Below are 18,860 nucleotides of genomic sequence, written 5' to 3'. Positions count from 1 at the left end.
GTTTTTTATAATGTTGCTTCAAAGATTTCTTTAAAATGAGTAAGGATACGTTGTTTTACTTCTTGTAAATCCACCTTGTCTTTTGCTAATTCTACATTTAGGGACGTTACTGCTTTACCGCGAATACCACAAGGGATGATATTATCAAAATAGCCTAAATCAGTATTTACATTTAGGGCAAAACCGTGCATTGTTACCCAACGAGAACAACGGACTCCCATTGCGCAAATTTTGCGAGCAAAAGGCGTTCCTACATCAAGCCAAACCCCTGTCTCACCTTCACTGCGTTCGCCTTTGAGACCATAATCGGAAAGAGTACGGATAATCACTTCTTCTAAAGAACGCAAATACTTGTGGATATCGGTGAAAAAGTTTTCTAAATCTAAGATAGGATACCCCACAATCTGTCCAGGTCCGTGGTAGGTGATATCTCCTCCACGATTGATTTTGTAAAAAGTAGCCCCTTTATTTTTTAGTCCTTCTTCATCAATGAGCAGATTCTCTATATGACCGCTTTTGCCAAGTGTATATACGTGAGGGTGTTCTACAAAAAGGAAATAATTAGTAGTAGGCAAGTTTGTGCCATTAGCTTTGTTATTTGTCTTTTGTGCGACTATTTCTTCAAACAGCGACTCTTGGTAGTCCCACGTTTCTTTGTAGTCTTTATTACCTAAATCCTTAACGATTACTTGTTTGTTCATAAATAGTTTGAATATTACCCTGACGGATATCTCCAGTATTGTACCCTTTGGTAAACCAGTATTTGCGTTGTTCAGAAGTACCGTGAGTGAAAGAATCGGGTACTACGTGTCCTTGCATACGTTTTTGTATAGCATCATCACCTACAGCGTTAGCCGCACTAAGAGCTTCGTCAATATCGTCGGCATCTAAATATTTTTGGTTGTGATGTGCCCATACTCCCGCATAGAAATCGGCTTGTAATTCTTGTGCAACCGACCATTTATTGGCTGCTGCTTTGGAGAGCCCTTGTTGTTTTTGGCGTACTTGTTGCGAAGTGCCTAAAAGCGTTTGGATATGATGCCCTACCTCGTGTGCCATTACGTAGGCAATAGCAAAATCGCCACCTTTAGCTCCGAAGCGTGTTTTGAGTTCTTCAAAGAAATCCATATCCATATAGAGTTTTTGGTCAGCAGGACAATAGAATGGACCTACTGCAGAAGAGGCAGTTCCACAGCCTGTATTTACATTAGCGGTAAAGAGTACCAAGGTAGGTTTCTTATAAGTTCCTAAGCCATTTTGAGCAAATACTTTATCCCATACATCTTCGGTATCGGCGAGTACTGTAGCGGTAAATTCACCTATTTTCTTTTGTTCGGCAGTAAGTTCTACACGTTCTACCGCTTGTTGAGTTTGGTTACCACCTGCTACTTGATTTACTACAGAGGCTACTTGTTGTCCTGTTTCGCCTCCAAAAAGTTGTAACAATACTACAATGATACCTACGATACCACCGCCTGCTATAAGACCACCTTTAGCACTTATTCCGCGACGATCGTCTACATTGCTACTTTGTCTTCTTCCTTCCCATTTCATAGTTTATCTTGTTATATTTTGGTGCAAAGATACATCTTTTCTCAATATGTACAATATCCGTTTACAATAAATGAATTCCGTTCTTATCGCATAACTGAACCATATCATCTGTCCATATTGATGCTTGTACTTCACCGATATGAGCTTTTTGCAAGAGTAGCATACAGATACGAGATTGACCGATACCTCCCCCAATAGTTAAGGGTAATTCACCGCGTAATAGCATCTGATGATATTCTAACTTCTCACGTTCTTCTGATTTTGAAGTTTTCAGTTGAGAATGTAGAGAGGCTTCGTTTACTCGAATACCCATTGAAGAAAGTTCTAAAGCGCTGTTTAGTAAAGGATTCCAAATAATAAGGTCGCCATTGAGTTCCCAATCGTCATAATCGGGGGCTCTATTGTCGTGTTTTTTTCCTGAAAGAAGTGTTTTGCCTATTTGAGTAATAAAAATAGCTCCTTTTTCTTTGGTGAAATTATGTTCACGTTCAGAAGGTGATAAGTTAGGATACATATCTTCTAATTCTTGTGAACTTATGAATGTTACTTCACGAGGTAGAAAAACCTTACACTTGTTATATTCTTTTACTAATATCGCTTCTGTTTCAAGAAAGGCATTATATAACTGTTTTACGGTTTGTTTGAGATAAGATAAAGTGCGCTGAGAGGGAGTTATCACTTTTTCCCAATCCCATTGGTCTACATAAATAGAATGGGTATTATCTAATTCTTCATCTCTACGGATAGCATTCATATCAGTATAAATGCCTTCGCCTGCTTTAATACCATAGCGTTTCAGGGCTAAACGTTTCCATTTAGCAAGCGAATGGATAATTTCTATCACTTCACCTTTGTAATCTTTCATTTCAAAGCTAACAGGGCGTTCTATTCCGTTGAGGTTATCATTAAGACCTGTGGAACGCTTCACAAATAAAGGAGCCGAAATACGTGTGAGGTTTAAAGCACGCGCCAAAGCCTGCTCAAAAGAGTCTTTGATTAGTTTTATAGCTCGCTCGGTATCCATTATTCCGTAGGGAGTTGAGTAGTTTTTAGGGATAATAATAGTCATAATCAGACGATAATAAGCTGTTTGTTAATTTAGTAGCTTGCTTTGAGTTAATAGCATTAGCTCTCGTACTGCTTTGGTAGTTATAGGGTGTTCATCGGCACGAACATCATAACCATTCATTTCGCCTATATTCCACAAACCTATACCATCAGGGAAGGCTTGAGAGTCTTTAATTTTGGAGGCAATCTTCTCAAACCATTTGGCTCTCTCAGCATCATTTCCTTTGTATTCTTTTCCTGTTTCCTCAATAACCAAAGGTTTACCAATGCTATGGCAAAAGGCAACTAATTGGGGAATGCTATTAATAGCGTCGTCGTCGTATACGTGTATGGTGGGGATATCAATCTCTGGCAACGACCATATTTCTTTAAAACCTAAATCGGCATCGGTACCCCAGCCGTCTTTGCCTTGATGAAGAAACCCACCTGCTGAAATAGGACGAGTTACTCCCATTTTTTTTAACTGAAGGGCTAACCGTTTATAGAAGGCAATGAGATTAGCTTTATTACCTGCTTTCTCTATTGGATTATCACTGTATTTACTAAAAGGCTCGCCTGCTATGGCTATAAAAGCAAGGTGAGGGTCGTTTTTATAAGTATATCCCTTTATGGGGGTTCTGTTTAAAACAACTTCTAAATACGGAGTCCAATCGGTAGAAGGTGAATAAGGGTTGATACCTTCTTTTATGAGTTGATTTCGTATGTAGGATAAATCTAAAACATAAGTCATACCGCTGGCGACTATTTTGGCTACTTTTTTATCCATTTCGTCAAACTTACGCTCGGGGTCACTGGTTAAATCTTGCAAATGACCTTTATCTTTTTGTATCATATCAGTCAATCGCATACAATTAATACCCATAGCTTTAGCATTAGCAATCCATTTATCCACATTAGGAGCTCCATAAGCAGTAGCAATTCTTAATCCTACTCCTGCTTTTGGTTCTTTGTTTTCAGGATTTGATTTTTCGTCTTTACAAGCGATTAGTAAAACGAAAAATAGAAGTAAGTATTTTCCTTTCATATTGAAGCTGTTTAAACTTTTTCCTATAATAAAATAAAAGTTCCCGAAAATTAGTAATTTTGTGTTTGAAAAAAAAAGAACACCAAAATTCAGGAATTTTGGGCAAAGATACAATAAATAATTGGATTATTCCCTTTTTATGGGTAGGAAAAAGATGATTTAAAAGTAATTTTGATTTGGCTTCAATATTTTTATTTGATTCTCAAGAGGTTAAAAACAGGGGTACAATGGAGAGAACTTCCAATTGAGAGCTATTTTGAAAAAGGAGAAATCTCTTGGCAAAATGTCTATTACTACTTCAATAAATGGAGTAAAGACGGTAGCTTTCAGCGAATATGGTTAAATCTATCAAGCAAGAAAAAAAAGCCGTAACCACAAATAGTATTTTTTTGTGTGATAATAAAGGGCAAATGATAGCAATGGGAAGTCCTAAAGCTGGAAATCACAATGACTTATATGAAATAGAAGAAGTACTAAAAGAAATCTTAGCTTTATTAGAAGAAGCAGGAATAGAGTACAAAGGTCTGTTTCTCAATGCTGATGCAGGATTTGATAGTAAGTCTCTTAGAGATTTTTTAGAAAGCAAAGAAATTATAGCAAATATTAAACCTAATCCCCGAAATGGAGAGCAACCAGATGTTTATTTTGATGAAGAATTGTACAAAAATAGGTTTAAGATTGAACAAGCAAATGGTTGGCTTTACGGATATAAAGGTTTGATAATGAGATATGAGTATCTTGATGTAACTTGGATTGGAATGCTCCTATTAGGGTTTATCTCCAAGTTCCTCAAAAAAGTTTAAACACGTTTATCAAGATAATTGAAAAAGTGCGTTATAATTTTCAGTTTATTTATTAGCAATCTTTGGGCACAGTCCTTGGAGGATTATGCTATTGGGGTGATCAATGACCCTGATGGCTATGTGAATGTGCGTGCAGCAGATAGCGGTGCGGTGATAGATAAGGTAGCAAAAGGGGTGTATTTCTTCTATTTACCAACAAAAGAGGCGTGGACGAAGGTAAAGACGCTGCGTGGAATAGTAGGGGTGATGCATACTGATAGGATTAAGTCAGTGGACGAGCGCGAACTCTTAAAGTTGCGGATTAAAGAAGAAGGCAGTGCTGATAGAGATACGATATGCATCTATAAAGATCTCGCTAAGGAGGATACAGGGCAGCTTCTTTTGGGCAATGAGCAGCAGTTGCTTTACCCACAGATAAAAGCTACAAGGCGAACGGAGCAGGGAGTGCGCTTTGCAGATGCGCATACGGTAGTGGATATAGCATTCGGGCAATTGAGGCTCGGTGATTATAAGATAGCTAAGCAAAGAGGCGAGGATACTGATGAGGTTTTTATTTTTGATGAGAAGGGAGTGCAGGCAGACGCGTATGACAAGCGATGGGCGGTGATGCAGCGATTGGAGGTGAGTATCAACAAGAAGCATTACAGCGTACCTTATGCTATGACGAAGTACTTTATAGGCGTATCCTCAAAGGATATAAAGCTCTATAAGAAGGGAGATGCGCAATACATCTTGCATTTCAACTATGGCGATGGGGCATCGGCAAGGAGTGTTCTTTTGATATTAGGAGAGCGGGACGTGTTACTGAAGCGGGTTTACAGTTGTTTTTAGGATTTGGTGGAGTATAGGAAGTTTTGTAATTTTGCAGTTGAGAATATATTTTAAGACAATGGATAGGAAGAAATTATCAGTTAAAGAAAAACAACAGCGCAAGACTGCATTTAAGGCATTTTTGCAAGAGTTTGCTGAAAAAGTAGTACAGTTAATAAGTATAGAGAATGGTGAATGGTCTGTAAAAGGCTTTATTGATATCTACAAAAATGTTTACACTATTTCATCAGATACTAAGATTATATCAAAAATACTTGAAATACATATATTTCCTCATTTATCCCAGATTACGCAGTAGAAATTTCCAAAGGCAATTCAAAGGGGTAGTTCCATAGGGAAGAGAACCACTTTCGCCGCCTTTTGACCAAGGCAATGACTAACTTGAGTTCACCTTTAATCCTTTGAAAATATGCTCCAATATTAAATGTCCTAAAACGCAAAGTAGATAAAGTCCTCTGCGTTTTTTCTTGCAGTACAAATAACCTGAAAATAGACATCAAATTGTAGGACAACATCGATAAAATCAAAGCTATTTCTGTACCATAAAAGCTGTTTAAATTAAAGCTATCTGCCCCAAAATCAGCCTTTAACTCTTTAATACGATTCTCAGCATCACCTCGCATTCGGTATAGTTTCCACACCTCTGTCATCCCTACATTTAAATTCGTTACATAGGCTGAATACTTGTAATTACGATAGAGTTCATCCTCAGGAAATAAGCTCAATGTTTTTCCTATAGCATCGGGAATCTTATCAAGTTTTCTTCTGACAATCACTACTCTACGCTCTTTTTCCCAGTCATTAGCTTTATATGAATTATCACAAATATCAAGTCCTTCATCAATATTTACCCAAGCCTTTTGTTCGGTGATTGCCTTTTGAATAGGATGGGTAAAGCGTGCTCCAATCGCACTAATCCTACCTTTTTATTTCCAAAAATAGACAAAGTATCATCTAAAAACTCATTAAAACCTGTTGAAGCTGCTGATTTTCCGTTTCTAAGCTGTATATTAGCAACTAATTTTAGGTCATTTACAAAAGCAATTATGGAGTGATGTGATTTTCTTCCTGATTTTTTACTATTATAACCTACTTCTGCACCTTCTTGATCTCCATATCGAAGAATTACACTTGAATCTATATCCAAAGTAAAATAATTAAAGTTTATTTCACGAAACAGCCAGCTAAAGAAATATTTCGCGGTTCCTTTATTATTTTCTTCAGTAAACTTCCTAAAATAGCGCTTATAAACGTCCTGACCAGGTGCTTTCTCCCAGTCAAAAATCTTGCAAAGGGCTCTATCACCACGGATTTGTTCTGTGTGCAAAAAGCGATTTGCCCCACACCAAATACTTGTTATAAAACTCTCCAAAATGGTGTCAGGCTTATAGGAATTATTGGATTCTTGGGTAGGCATACAGGTGCATTGCTGTATTTGCTCGCGAAAGTTCATTTTTTGCAACATTTGCTTCAAAAAAACCATTCCACACCAAGGTGTAACTTCCTTATTTGTAAAGGATAACGTGTAATCTAATGCCATTTTTTTCTACTGCTCAGCAGTTGGATTTCGGCTGCAAAAATAATACTTTTTTCTCTACTGCGTAATCTGGGATTATTGACTACATCTGGACGTTCATCAATCGAAACCTTATCCTTTATCACCTCATATTTACCTGATACAGGACGCGCCCTCTTTTTGAGTTTATGGCGCATATGTTCGTATATATCACCTCCTGCCGCTTTATTCTTACGTACAAATTGGTAGATACGTTCTGCGCAAACCATTTCTATTCCTGTCTTCTTCTTTAATTTCTCATTCTTGTAATGACCTACAATTTGCTTGGGAGACCACTGCTCATTACAGATCTTATCCCTAACGATTTTTTCTACCTCTGGGGTAAACTTTCGCACTTCTTTCAATCGTTCTTTTTTTAAGTCCGCTCGCTCCTGAGCTATTCTTGGAGCGTATTTTTTACGTCCTCCATTTCTACTAATCTCTCTGCTAATTGTTGATTCTGAGACGCCTAACTCATTAGCCATAAATTTATTTGTTTGTTTTGTTTGGATATACGCTTTAATTGCGTACCTTTGCTCCAAAATTAAGTGTTTGTAACCTTTTGTCATATTTTTTTCTTTTACTCGGCAAAGGTAAACATTAATTTTGAGAGAGGAACTTCTATGTAAGTTTTTCTCTCTTTTTTTTGCTCTTTTTAGAAGGCAAAAAGAGAGAAAAACCAGCGAGAAAAAGCTCCCAAAATTGCACTTCTTAATGGAACTTAAGGTTCTAAATTCAGCTTTCAGGGCTCAGCTTTCAGCTTTCAGGGCTAGCGCGCTGAGCTCTCGATCTTGCTATCAACAAGTTAGTATCCTCGCCTTCAAGACACTCTACCTACCTACGACCTTATAGAAAGGTAAGAAGATAGTAATAGGATAGTAAGAGGTTAACTGAATACACTATGGAGACGCCCTGAATACGACTTGAATACACTCGAGCGTATTCGGTGCATATCCACAGTGTGCTGAGTGTTGTTGTAAATTTTTTAAGAGGCGATTTGACTTGGGAGAAAATATAAAAATACACAATTGTGATGCTACGATTCTTTCAAAGAGAGCAGATTGAGAAAAATGTGCTATTTAGTGATACGATTTTTATAGGTGGTATGTATATTTTCGTTTAACTTTGCGCTCAGATATCAAACAAAAAATAAACTTTAAGCTTATGAGAAGTTGTGTCAAAATGTTTTTAATAGCATTAATGATTCCTTTAATGAGCATAGCTCAAGGGCAGATACAATTTAAAGGAAAGGTCGTTGATGAGAAGGGCACCCCTATATTGGGTGCGAGTGTAACTGAGAAAAAGAAGCCTTCCAATGGGGTAGCTACCGATTTTGAGGGTAATTTTTCGATCAGTCTTCCCTTAGGGGCGAGTGTTAAGATCTCTTATATAGGGTACTTGACGCAAGAGGTGAAAGCCTCTGCCTCGTTTGTGAAGGTTACCTTGAAAGAGGACTTGCAGAACTTAGATGAGGTAGTGCTCATTGGCTATCAGACGGTGCGCAAGGCAGATCTTACGGGGGCAGTGTCGGTCTTTAAACCGGAGCTGATGAAGAATACGGTCATAACTGGAACGGTGGGCGATGCGCTATCGACTGTGCCAGGACTGTTTGTGCGTTCTTCGGGTAATCCTGGGGCTGAGGGAGTAGTGCAGATTAGGGGTACAGCTACTTTTGGGAATAGCACGCCGCTGTATGTGATTGATGGGATCGCAGTGGGGACAGCTAACCGCGATTTTAACTACAACGACATCGAGAGTATCCAAGTGCTCAAAGATGCTTCTGCGGCGGCTATCTACGGCTCGCGGGCTGCCAATGGGGTGATTATCATTACTACTAAGAAGGGTAAGGAAGGCAAGATGAAAATTGATGTTTCCTCAAAGACTACCGCGCAATGGTTGCCACGCTATAACTTGATGAACCGCGAGGAGTGGATAGCGATGAATGACTTGGCTTTCAAAAATGCGGGGCAGCAGCCTGCTCAGCACGCTGAGGGGAATACCAATTGGCAAAGAGAAGTGTTTCGGCTGGGATTGCTGCAAGACCACGATGTGAGTTTCTCAGGCGGTGGAAAGCAAAGTCAATACTTTACTTCGCTGAACTATCAAAGCAATTCGGGGACGACTTACGGCAGTAGCAGCAGGCGTGTAACAGGGCGCGTTAATACCTCGAGCAGTGTTGATTGGAGCGATAGTGTGAAGTTTAGCATTGGCGAGAATCTCATCATCAGTAACTACTATATCGATGAGCTTACCACCAACCCTATCATCGATGTGTATAGGATGTTGCCTACTATTCCTATTTATGATAAGCACAATGTGGGAGGCTATGGTTATGGCGATGGGAAAAAGGACGTTACCTTTGGCACGAACCCTATTGCCAGAGAGGATCTTGAGGATGTGACGAATGAGAATTTGAGGTTGCGTGGCAATGCTTTTGCAGAGTTAGAGTTGTTTAAGATGCTTAAATATCGTTTTAATTTTGGATTGGTAACCAGCTCTGACTCGCATTCCAATTTGAGAAAAGAAGGGAATTGGTCGTACAACAAGCCCGTAGACCCAACGAGCTTGAATAGGAATAGGGCTTTTTATAAGTCGATGACCTTTGACAATACTCTTGAACTGAATAAGAAGTTGGGTATGCACGATATTGCTGCCATTGTAGGAACGAGCTATATGAGTGACGATTATTCACAAATATGGGGCACTAAGAACAATGTGTTGATGACGGGCAATGAGTACTTTAAGCAGTTGGATGGGGCACTGTCTGACCCTAAGACAGGCAGTTACCAAAATCTTTCTAAGTTGTTTTCTGTTTTTGGGCGTTTGAACTATACGCTCAATGGGAAGTATATGCTCAGTGCTACGGTTCGCAGGGATTCTTCTTCGAAGTTTGGTCCTAAGTACCGCAATGGGGTTTTCCCTTCTATTGCGGGGGCTTGGCGTATCGGTGAAGAGGGCTTTTTTAAGAACCGTGTGGTCAATGACTTAAAGCTCAGGGCTAATTACGGTATCTTAGGGAGCTCAAATATCGGTGAATGGGATTGGACGCCTTATATCAACGTTTTCCCGCAAGCTATCTTTGGCACAGATCAATCTGTACATACGGGGATGACCCAAGTAAAATTAGTGAATAGCAACTTGAAGTGGGAAGAGCTTGAGCAGCTCAATGCGGGTTTTGACCTTGTGATGCTTGACCATCGGTTAGAGGTCAATGCGGACTATTTCTTGAAAACTACCAGAGATGTGCTTACTCAGATGCAGATACTGATGTCTACCGGTAATAATGGAGGCAACCCAATGGTGAATGCCGCCTCGTTGGAGAACAAGGGTTTTGAGCTTTCCGTGAATTGGAAAGACCAGATAGGGGACTTTCGCTATTCGGTAGGGCTGAATACTTCTTACGTGAAGAATAAGATACTTGAGCTGGGCTATGGTAGGGAGTTTTTCACTCAATGGGATACCAAGTCGTATGTAGGAAGTCCTATCGGCGATTGGTATTTGATAAAAACGGATGGTATCTTCCGTTCTCAACAGGAGGTACTCGACCACGTAAACAGCAAAGGGAAACTGATACAGCCCAATGCTCAGCCAGGCGATGTTCGCTACGTGGACTACAATGATGATGGCAATATTACTGATGCTGACCGTCAGTATGCGGGGCATTCGCTGCCTACTTGGAGTGCAGGGGCAAACCTCTCGTTTGAATACAAGGGTTTTGACTTGTTCTTGCAATTCACAGGGGCTTTTGGGCATAAGATTTTCAACGGACCTCGCAGTGCTTTTGATCGCTTTGACGATAACTCGAATTATCGCAAGGATTACGATGCTTTTGACCTTGTCAATAATCCTAATGGGAAAGATCCTCGTCCTCTCTATGGCGATGCGCGCAACGTGCGCCGTGATCAAGACCGTTGGCTTGAAGATGGCGACTATCTGCGTCTCAAGCAAGTAGCCTTAGGGTATAACCTCCCTAAGGATATTTTCGGCAATGGGGTTGAAAATGTCAGGGTATTTGTCAATGCGCAAAATGTATTTACGCTCACTAAGTATACAGGTCTTGACCCTGAGTTCTTAAACAGTAGTATTTGGGACAGGAGCTACGATGGTGGCGCATATCCTAACCCTTATGGGTTTACGTTAGGTGTACAACTAAAATTTTAAATGTAAAAGTGATGAAAAAGAAACTATTCTTACCGGTATTGATAATGCTCACAGCTACACTTTTTAACGGCTGTGAAGTCGATGTAGACAATCCTAATACGCTTACTAAAAAGACATTCTGGAAAACGCAACGCGATGCGGAAAACGGGGTAAACGCTGTCTACAATATGTTCTACAAGATTGGCACCTATAGCCGCTGGATGTGGTTCAGGTTTGACTTAGCCTCTGATGAGGGATTTAGTCAAAGTCCTTGGGCTGAACTTAAGGAATGGACACGCTTCCAGTATTTGAACTACAACTTCTGGGAAGGTAACTCTTGGACTTACCGCGATTGTTACGAAGCGATTTTCCGTGCTAACCAAGCCTTAGCTTCTATCCCTGCTATTAAGATGGATGAGGGAGTTAAGAATAAACTCTTAGGGCAAGCCTACTTTCTCAGGGGCTTGTACTATTACGATCTTGCTATTCTATGGGGCAGTGAGAACAATAGTATCCCTATGGTATTAGTGCCTTCTGAGCCTGGTGATACGCCACAAGGGGTAAATCAGCACAAGGTTTTTGAGCAGGCTATTGCCGATCTGACCAAAGCAGTAGAGCTATTGCCTGAGCAATGGAGCGCTACCGAGAAAGGACGCGCTACCAAAGGAGCTGCTTATGCGCTTCGGGCTAAATGCTTTATGCAAGAACACCAATGGGAAAAGGCTAAAGATGACCTCTATTGGCTTGTAGAAGGCGGTGGAAAACAATATTATGACTTGGTGGCTAACTATCAGGACAATTTCCTGTCCACTACTGAAAACAATAGGGAGTCCGTCTTTGAGATACAGTACTCCGATGTTCATAAGGCTCCTGCCGGTGACGGCGACTTCGATGTAGACCCTAATCTCGGGCTCAACAGAGGGCAGTTCTTCGCTCCTCCGGGTGTAGGGTGGACAGATGGTGAAATACGCCCTTGGGTAGTTACTGAATTTAAAAAGGAAAAAGACCTTAGCGGCAAATACGATATTCGCTTAAAGTACACCGCTTTTTACGAAGGGATGAACACTGATTTCGCCGATAATAACCGTATCTACCGCTACCGTTTAGATGGTGCTGATGCAGGTATTTGGAATGCTCAGAATTGGAAAGGTCGTGTCTTTTACCGAAAATATAGCTCTGAACACTTCCGCGATAATGATGATTACTACAACCCTACCAATATACGCCTCATCCGCTTTGCAGATGTATTGCTGATGTATGCAGAGTGTATTGCCAATACAACAAATGATTTGCCCAAAGCAGTTGCCTTGGTCGACAGAGTAAGGGCAAGGGTAAATATGCCTCAGCTGGCAGTGAACCACTTGGCTGCCACACAGTCAAAAGATGCCTTCCTGAAACGGATACAAATCGAGCGTACATTGGAACTCTGTACCGAAGGACATCGGTGGGCTGACCTCAAGCGTTGGGGACTTTTAGATTCGCAAGCGGGTATCGATGAACTTAAAACAAGAGATGCTGACTTCAACAACTTTATCGTTGGAAAGCACGCTTGCCTACCCATTCCTTCTGATGAGGTAAACAATAACACTAAATTAACCCAAAATCCTAATTACTAATATGAGACAGTTTAACTTTATCTGTGCAATAACCGCTGTGCTTATGGCAGCTTGCTCCAATACAAAGAGTTCCACAGAAGAGATAAAACCCCCAGCCTCTCAAGTGTTAGTACCTTTGGCAGACCCTTTCATTATGCTCTACAATGATACTTATTACGCTTATGGTACTGCCGCCGAAGACGGCATAGAAGTATTGACTTCCAAAGACTTGAAAACTTGGAAACGCACCGCCAACAGCAAGCATAAGTTAGCACTCTATAAAGACGATGTCTATGGCAACCACTCCTTTTGGGCACCTGAGGTGTATTATGTGAACAGTAAGTTCTATATGTATTACTCAGCTGAGGAGCATATTGCTGTTGCCACTGCCGACTCGCCGCTGGGTCCCTTTACCCAAACCGTAAAGAAACCTATGCTCGAAGGTGAAAAAGCCATTGACAACACGCTCTTTATCGATGATGACGGTACGCCTTATATGTTCTTTAGCCGCTTTAATGATGGACTGAATATCTGGGTAGCACAGCTCGAGCCTGACCTTACTACCCTCAAGAGCGAAACGCTCCATCCTTGCATTCACCTTTCGCAACAGTGGGAGAAGGTATGGCCTCGCGTCAATGAAGGTGCCTTTGTGATAAAGCATAAAGGTCTTTACTACCTCACCTATTCAGCCAATAGCTACGAAAGCCCCTTCTATGGTATCGGTTGTGCTACTGCCTCCAACCCGATGGGCGAGTGGACAAAATACCCTGACAATCCTCTCTTGCAAAAACCAAAAGGCTTAGTAGGCGTAGGACATAGCGCTACCTTCAAGGACAAGGATGGAAACCTCAAAATCGTATTTCACGCCCATAGTAGCGAAAATGAAATCCATCCACGAAAGATGTATATCACCTCTGCTCACTTCGAAACACGCAATGGTGTCGATAGGCTCGTTATCGACCCTAATTACCAGACACCCACATTAATAACCCATTAATATACACTTATCCCCTGCTTCTCTCAAGGGGCAGGGGTTATTTCCTTGTGAAAGCCATTACCCCAAAGAACTTTTATGCAACAACAATTAACCAATAATATCACAAAAGCCATAAGCTGCCTCTTCCTGCTCTTCTCCTTACTCAGCGGGATGTCCCTTTATGCCTTCTCCAAAGAATACTGTTTCAAACACTATACCATCAACAGTGGGCTCTCTCAAAACACCGTATACGCTATCTTTCAAGACCGGCAAGGCTTTATGTGGTTCGGTACTAAGGACGGACTCAATCGCTTTGATGGCAATACCTTCAAAACCTTTCGCTTCCCTCTCGAAAGCGACCTCAGCGACAATGTTTTCAGACGTATCCTACAAACCCCTGACGACAACCTCTGGGTGGCTACCGATCAAGGCGTCTATATCTATAACCCTAAAAAAGAAACCTTTACACGCTTCGCTAAACAAACCGATGACCGCAAATCTATCGCAGGCAGGGTAAGCGATATGGTCGCTGACAATGATGGCGATATCTGGATTGCCGTAGAAGAAAAAGGCGTATTTCACTACACCCTGCGCACCGAAAAGCTCCTCTTTTACCCCATTAGCCAGAACAAAAAAGGTAGCCTCAACCTCCTTACCCTCTGTGCGGGCAAAAACGGCGATATGTGGGTATTGCCTTATGCGCAACCCTTCCTGCGCATCAACAAGAAAACAAAAAGCATATCTAAATTCTCTTTACCCTCTGCCCCTCAATTGCTATACCAATTAGGCGAAGTATCAGCCGCTGTGATTACCCCCTTCAACGAACTTATTTTGGCAACCTCACAAAAAGGAGTCATAAGTATCAATACGCTCAGCGGCACTTACAAGACACTCTTAGGAAAAGACAACCAAGGCAACACCCTCTTCGCACGAGCACTGCTCCCCTTAGGAGATAAAACCCTCTGGATCGGCACCGAATCGGGTATCTATATTTACGACACTGCCTCTGGGCAATACACAAACCTCCAACACGATCACGCTATCGCCCATTCCCTCTCCGACAACGCCATCTATTCCCTCTATAAAGACCGCCATAACGGTATATGGATCGGTACGTACTTCGGCGGCGTAAACTACTATCCCAATCTAAACGCAGGCTTTGAACTCTTCTATGCGCTTAACAATTCCAACAGTATCAGTGGCAATCGCGTACGCGAGTTCTGCAAAGCCTCTGACAATCACCTCTGGATTGGTACAGAAGACAAAGGGCTCAACCTCTTCGACCCCGCTACCCGCGCTTTCCTCCCCATACCCACAGCCCTTAAAAACCTCTACACCAATATCCACGCCCTCTATAACGACAGCGACCGCTACCTCTGGATCAGCACCTTCTCAAAAGGACTCAATCGCTATGACCTCCACACCGGAAAACTCACCACTTACACCCAATTCGATAGCCCCCCTACCATCGTGCAGAACAGTGTGTTTGCCCTCTGTAAGGACAAACACAACACCCTCTGGATCGGCACCCTATCAGGGATAAACACCTTCAACACCCTCACCGAGCAATTCACAACCGTAAAGCAATTCGATGGCATTGCCGTACAAGACATCAAACAGCTCTCCGATGGCAATATCTATGTGGCAACCTTCCACAAAGGTCTTTTTGTATACAACCCCGCCACAGACCATTGGCAGCATTTCCTCCATAACCCCAAAGACCCCCGTAGTCTCCCTTATGACAAGACCACCAGCCTTTTTGAGGACTCTAAAAAGCAAATCTGGATCACTACCGAAGGCGCAGGCTTTGCACGTTTCAATCCACAAAACGCTTCCTTTACCCCCTTCAATACCCTCAATGGGCTGGCTAACGACGTCGTATATCAAATACAAGAAGACAACGAGGGCTACCTATGGCTCTCGACCAACGGAGGCATCATACGCTTCAATCCCGCTGCACAAACCTTTAAGAACTACACCATACACAACGGACTGAAAACAAACCAATTCAACTACAAATCGAGTTACAAAGAAGACGATGGCACGCTCTACTTCGGTTCTGTCGATGGCTTTGTGCGCTTTCACCCCGCTACCTTCGAAGAGATCAACCATAACCCCTCGCTTGCCTTTACCGACTTCTTAGTCAATAACTACCCCGTAAGCCCCTCCAATGCCCACTCGCCCCTGCAACAGAGCATTCAGTATACCCAAGCCGTAACACTGCCTTACGACAAAAATGCTATTGAACTACAATACGCCCTCTTGGACTACACTGGCATCAACGTCAAAAACATCATCTACCGTCTCGAAGGCTACGACACCCAATGGCATACCCCTCAGCACAATACCATACAATACACCCATCTGCCTTATGGCACTTATCGCCTGCTAATCGCCTTCGCTGGCGAAGACAGCGCTGAGCACGAGGTTATAAAGTCCTTGACGATACGGATCGAGCGTCCCTTCTACCGCACTTGGTGGGCATACCTCTCCTACGTACTCTGTGCCATAGCACTGCTTGCCGCAGTGGTCTATTATATGCATCGACAGGGGGTAAAACGCCAAAAACAGAAAATGAAACGCTTTGAAAAGGATAAGGAAAAAGAGCTTTACGCCTCAAAGATCGACTTCTTTACCAATATAGCCCACGAGATACGTACCCCCCTATCGCTGATCAAAGCCCCCTTAGAGAACGTCCTAAAAGAAAAAAATCTCCCTGATGAAGTGGTGGATAACCTCATTATTATGGACAAAAATACCGACCGCCTTCTCTACCTCACCAATCAACTTTTAGACTTCCGCAAAACCGAAGCCAACCTCTACGTACTCGACCTCAAAGTACACAACATCACCTCCTTAGTGCGCGAAACTGCCGCTCGCTTTACCTCCTTCGCCGAGCAACAGCAGATGCAGCTACACCTCTCATTGCCCGAGAAAGAACTCTTTGCCCAAGTAGATAAAGAGGCTTTCACCAAAATTATCAGCAATCTGCTGTCCAACGCCCTAAAATACGGAAAAACCTATGCCAAAGTAAGCCTTTCCTACACCGATGACACCCAGAATACCTTCCAATTCTCCCTCGAAAACGATGGCGCACTGATCCTCAATAAATACGTCAAGGAAATCTTCAAGACCTTCGTACAAATCGATAACCAAAACCCCGAGAAGATTGTCAGCGGTACGGGCATAGGCTTAGCCCTTGCCAAGTCGCTTGCCGAACTGATGAAGGGGCGCATCACCTACAGCAATGCTGCCCAGACGAACCTCTTTACCCTCACCCTCCCTGTGGGCAACCTCACAGAGGAAGTCGCCGAGCCGCCGCTGAGCGAAAAACCGAGAAAGAAAAAATCATCTGAGCGCCCTACTTTGCTCATCGTTGAAGACGACTTGCAAATGAAGAACTTCCTCTCTTCTTACCTCTCCAAGCAATATACAACCCTCGGCGCTACCAATGGCAAAGAGGCATTGCAGCGGCTCGCCACGAGTGCTATTGACCTTATCATCAGCGACGTGATGATGCCCGAGATGGACGGTTTTGCCCTTACCGAGCATATCAAATCAAACCTCGAGACCAGTCATATCCCCATTATCCTGCTTACTGCCAAGGTCAATAACCAATCCAAAATCAAAGGATACGAAGTCGGAGCGGATGCTTACATCGAAAAGCCCTTTTCCACTGAGGTGCTCAACGCCCGTATCAAAGCACTGCTACAAAACCGAAAACACCTCCAAGAAGCCTTTATCAAGAACCCCCAGATCGGCGTGATGAGCATAGCTACCACCCAATCCGACAAGCAATTTATCCAAAAACTCGATACCCTCATCCAAGAACACCTCTCCGACCCCGACTTTAATGTTGAGGAAATTGCAGGGCAGTTCTATATGAGTCGCGCTAGTTTTTACCGCAAAATAAAAGGAGTACTTGGGCTTACCCCCAATGAATACATACGCATCGAACGCCTGAAAAAAGCAGCGCTACTCCTTAGTGAAAAGAAATACAAGATCAACGAGATATGCTATCGCGTAGGCTTCAATTCACCCTCCTATTTTGCCAAGTGCTTTCAGCAGCAATTTGGCGTACTACCCAAAGCATTTCTCGAAAACGAATAATAAAGTTACAAAACAAGTAGATAGCGAAACTCGTCTAACCCTCAAGTGGATTGGCACCGAATACGGAAAAGTGTATTCAGTGCGTCTTCGCTTTTTATTCGTTGTGTATTGCAGTGGGAAATGACCCACATAGTTGTTAATGTTTTGTTAAAATAATATAAGTTTAACCATAAAAACGTAAGAGATGAAAATAACAATTGTAATTCAAACAGTAGTGATGCTTTTCATAGCGGCTACGGCTTGTGGTTCTAAAGAGGGCGACCCGCCACACAAAGGCGACCCTAATACGTATAAGAACCCTGTGATCAATCAGAGTTTGCCTGACCCTACGGTCATCAAGGCAAGCGATGGCTATTTTTACCTTTATGCCACTGAGGATACGCGCAATGTGCCTGTATACCGCTCTAAGAATTTAGTGGATTGGGCGCCCGTAGGCACTGCCTTCACGGAGGCTACGCGCCCTACTTTCGAACCCAAAGGAGGCGTATGGGCGCCTGACATCAACTATATCGGAGATAAGTATGTGCTTTACTACGCAATGTCGGTATGGGGTGGAGAGCACACTTGTGGCATTGGCGTAGCGACCTCCAACAGTCCCCAAGGAGGCTTTACTGACCTTGGGAAGCTCTTTCGCAGTGATGAGATAGGGGTGCAGAACTCTATCGACCCTTTTTATATAGAGGAGGGGGGTAAGAAATATCTATTCTGGGGGAGTTTCAGGGGTATTTACGCCATTGAGCTCTCTGACGATGGGCTTTCTGTGAAAAAAGATGCTGTAAAGCAGCCCATTGCAGGGACTGCCTACGAGGGGGTTTATGTGCACAAAAGGGGGAAGTATTACTATCTCTTTGCCTCTATTGGCACTTGCTGCAATGGGCTAAGCAGCACTTATACTACGGTAGTGGGGCGCAGCGAGCAGCTGTTGGGCCCTTATCTCGACAAAGAGGGGAGGGCGATGCTCGAGAATCATCACCAGGTGCTTATCCATAAGAATGCGCGTTTTGTAGGTACAGGACACAACTCGGAAATCATTACAGACGATGCGGGCGAGGATTGGATACTCTACCACGCCGTTTTTGTCGAGAATCCCAAAGGACGGGTGCTGCTCTTGGACAACGTAAAATGGGAGGATGATTGGCCTGTGATAGCCACTCAAAGTCCTTCTCTCATCTCTAAAAGACCTATCTTTAAACAAAAATAAATT

At 42.6% G+C, this 18,860-nt stretch carries 16 protein-coding genes; 9 read left to right on the top strand and 7 right to left on the bottom strand.

What is annotated here, in order from left to right; all coding sequences use genetic code 11:
• Window positions 1-5: 5 nt before the first annotated feature.
• From lipB to AXF12_RS11635, 4 genes are all read right to left on the bottom strand, one after another.
• Entirely contained in the window at window positions 6-701 is a 696-nt protein-coding gene (gene lipB, locus AXF12_RS11650; RefSeq protein ID WP_066431505.1) for a lipoyl(octanoyl) transferase LipB, read from the bottom strand.
• Window positions 679-1,554: a KPN_02809 family neutral zinc metallopeptidase gene (gene ypfJ / locus AXF12_RS11645; RefSeq protein ID WP_016478803.1), complete on the bottom strand. Its 876-nt coding sequence runs from the start codon at window positions 1,552-1,554 to the stop codon at window positions 679-681. Before ypfJ ends, lipB begins: the two co-directional genes overlap by 23 nt.
• A gap of 61 nt (window positions 1,555-1,615) precedes the next feature.
• Window positions 1,616-2,623, bottom strand: coding sequence for an aspartate--ammonia ligase (gene asnA, locus AXF12_RS11640; protein WP_066431502.1), 1,008 nt, complete (start codon window positions 2,621-2,623; stop codon window positions 1,616-1,618).
• Window positions 2,624-2,647: 24 nt separating this feature from the next.
• Entirely contained in the window at window positions 2,648-3,646 is a 999-nt protein-coding gene (locus AXF12_RS11635; RefSeq protein WP_066431491.1) for a glycoside hydrolase family protein, read from the bottom strand.
• Between the two features lie 171 nt (window positions 3,647-3,817).
• Here AXF12_RS11635 and AXF12_RS12605 point away from each other — a divergent pair, with 171 nt between their 5' ends.
• The 4 genes from AXF12_RS12605 to AXF12_RS11620 are packed head-to-tail and all read left to right on the top strand — an operon-like array spanning window position 3,818 to window position 5,578.
• Window positions 3,818-4,018 carry a transposase gene (locus AXF12_RS12605; RefSeq protein WP_317045049.1) on the top strand — a complete coding sequence of 67 codons (201 nt, stop codon included), beginning with the start codon at window positions 3,818-3,820 and terminating at the stop codon, window positions 4,016-4,018.
• Window positions 3,982-4,449 (top strand): transposase, encoded by a 468-nt coding sequence (locus AXF12_RS12155; RefSeq protein ID WP_231909894.1) that lies wholly within the window; start codon window positions 3,982-3,984, stop codon window positions 4,447-4,449. Before AXF12_RS12605 ends, AXF12_RS12155 begins: the two co-directional genes overlap by 37 nt.
• Before the next feature lie 18 nt (window positions 4,450-4,467).
• Window positions 4,468-5,280 carry a hypothetical protein gene (locus tag AXF12_RS11625; RefSeq protein WP_143325053.1) on the top strand — a complete coding sequence of 271 codons (813 nt, stop codon included), beginning with the start codon at window positions 4,468-4,470 and terminating at the stop codon, window positions 5,278-5,280.
• A gap of 58 nt (window positions 5,281-5,338) precedes the next feature.
• Window positions 5,339-5,578, top strand: a complete 240-nt coding sequence (locus tag AXF12_RS11620; protein ID WP_066431487.1) for a type II restriction endonuclease — start codon at window positions 5,339-5,341, stop codon at window positions 5,576-5,578.
• On the opposite strand, the gene AXF12_RS12415 is transcribed toward AXF12_RS11620, so the two are convergent.
• From AXF12_RS12415 to AXF12_RS11610, 3 genes are all read right to left on the bottom strand, one after another.
• The gene (locus AXF12_RS12415; protein ID WP_231909895.1) at window positions 5,568-6,056 is read right to left on the bottom strand and encodes a transposase; all 489 of its coding nucleotides are present in this window, start codon (window positions 6,054-6,056) and stop codon (window positions 5,568-5,570) included. The two genes, AXF12_RS11620 and AXF12_RS12415, sit on opposite strands and share 11 nt — an antisense overlap.
• Before the next feature lie 71 nt (window positions 6,057-6,127).
• Complete coding sequence (locus AXF12_RS12410) at window positions 6,128-6,820, bottom strand: transposase (RefSeq protein ID WP_082752999.1); 693 nt, start codon at window positions 6,818-6,820, stop codon at window positions 6,128-6,130.
• Window positions 6,811-7,404 (bottom strand): helix-turn-helix domain-containing protein, encoded by a 594-nt coding sequence (locus AXF12_RS11610; protein ID WP_066431484.1) that lies wholly within the window; start codon window positions 7,402-7,404, stop codon window positions 6,811-6,813. The genes AXF12_RS12410 and AXF12_RS11610 overlap by 10 nt, the downstream gene beginning before the upstream one ends.
• 643 nt (window positions 7,405-8,047) lie before the next feature.
• Here AXF12_RS11610 and AXF12_RS11605 point away from each other — a divergent pair.
• From AXF12_RS11605 to AXF12_RS11585, 5 genes are all read left to right on the top strand, one after another.
• A complete protein-coding gene (locus AXF12_RS11605; protein WP_197697146.1) occupies window positions 8,048-10,996 on the top strand; it encodes a SusC/RagA family TonB-linked outer membrane protein in 2,949 nt (982 codons plus the stop codon).
• 11 nt (window positions 10,997-11,007) lie between these two features.
• Window positions 11,008-12,591, top strand: a complete 1,584-nt coding sequence (locus tag AXF12_RS11600; RefSeq protein ID WP_066431482.1) for a RagB/SusD family nutrient uptake outer membrane protein — start codon at window positions 11,008-11,010, stop codon at window positions 12,589-12,591.
• Window position 12,592: 1 nt separating this feature from the next.
• Window positions 12,593-13,567 (top strand): glycoside hydrolase family 43 protein, encoded by a 975-nt coding sequence (locus AXF12_RS11595; RefSeq protein ID WP_066431479.1) that lies wholly within the window; start codon window positions 12,593-12,595, stop codon window positions 13,565-13,567.
• Window positions 13,568-13,642: 75 nt separating this feature from the next.
• Window positions 13,643-17,656: a hybrid sensor histidine kinase/response regulator transcription factor gene (locus tag AXF12_RS11590; protein ID WP_066431473.1), complete on the top strand. Its 4,014-nt coding sequence runs from the start codon at window positions 13,643-13,645 to the stop codon at window positions 17,654-17,656.
• Between the two features lie 184 nt (window positions 17,657-17,840).
• Window positions 17,841-18,857, top strand: a complete 1,017-nt coding sequence (locus AXF12_RS11585) for a family 43 glycosylhydrolase (RefSeq protein ID WP_066431471.1) — start codon at window positions 17,841-17,843, stop codon at window positions 18,855-18,857.
• Window positions 18,858-18,860 lie beyond the last annotated feature (3 nt).

Source organism: Capnocytophaga haemolytica (assembly GCF_001553545.1).
Taxonomy (GTDB): Bacteria; Bacteroidota; Bacteroidia; order Flavobacteriales; family Flavobacteriaceae; genus Capnocytophaga; species Capnocytophaga haemolytica.
Note: the sequence above shows the minus strand (reverse complement) of the source record. Positions and strands in the feature narration are given on the sequence as shown.

What these genes read in the sequence shown, in the direction of transcription:
- lipB (WP_066431505.1), bottom strand. Translation starts at nt 701, where the DNA reads ATGAACAAACAAGTAATCGTTAAGGATTTAGGTAATAAAGACTACAAA.
- ypfJ (WP_016478803.1), bottom strand. Translation starts at nt 1,554, where the DNA reads ATGAAATGGGAAGGAAGAAGACAAAGTAGCAATGTAGACGATCGTCGC.
- asnA (WP_066431502.1), bottom strand. Translation starts at nt 2,623, where the DNA reads ATGACTATTATTATCCCTAAAAACTACTCAACTCCCTACGGAATAATG.
- AXF12_RS11635 (WP_066431491.1), bottom strand. Translation starts at nt 3,646, where the DNA reads ATGAAAGGAAAATACTTACTTCTATTTTTCGTTTTACTAATCGCTTGT.
- AXF12_RS12155 (WP_231909894.1), top strand. Translation starts at nt 3,982, where the DNA reads ATGGTTAAATCTATCAAGCAAGAAAAAAAAGCCGTAACCACAAATAGT.
- AXF12_RS11620 (WP_066431487.1), top strand. Translation starts at nt 5,339, where the DNA reads ATGGATAGGAAGAAATTATCAGTTAAAGAAAAACAACAGCGCAAGACT.
- AXF12_RS12410 (WP_082752999.1), bottom strand. Translation starts at nt 6,820, where the DNA reads ATGGCATTAGATTACACGTTATCCTTTACAAATAAGGAAGTTACACCT.
- AXF12_RS11610 (WP_066431484.1), bottom strand. Translation starts at nt 7,404, where the DNA reads ATGACAAAAGGTTACAAACACTTAATTTTGGAGCAAAGGTACGCAATT.
- AXF12_RS11605 (WP_197697146.1), top strand. Translation starts at nt 8,048, where the DNA reads ATGAGCATAGCTCAAGGGCAGATACAATTTAAAGGAAAGGTCGTTGAT.
- AXF12_RS11600 (WP_066431482.1), top strand. Translation starts at nt 11,008, where the DNA reads ATGAAAAAGAAACTATTCTTACCGGTATTGATAATGCTCACAGCTACA.
- AXF12_RS11595 (WP_066431479.1), top strand. Translation starts at nt 12,593, where the DNA reads ATGAGACAGTTTAACTTTATCTGTGCAATAACCGCTGTGCTTATGGCA.
- AXF12_RS11590 (WP_066431473.1), top strand. Translation starts at nt 13,643, where the DNA reads ATGCAACAACAATTAACCAATAATATCACAAAAGCCATAAGCTGCCTC.
- AXF12_RS11585 (WP_066431471.1), top strand. Translation starts at nt 17,841, where the DNA reads ATGAAAATAACAATTGTAATTCAAACAGTAGTGATGCTTTTCATAGCG.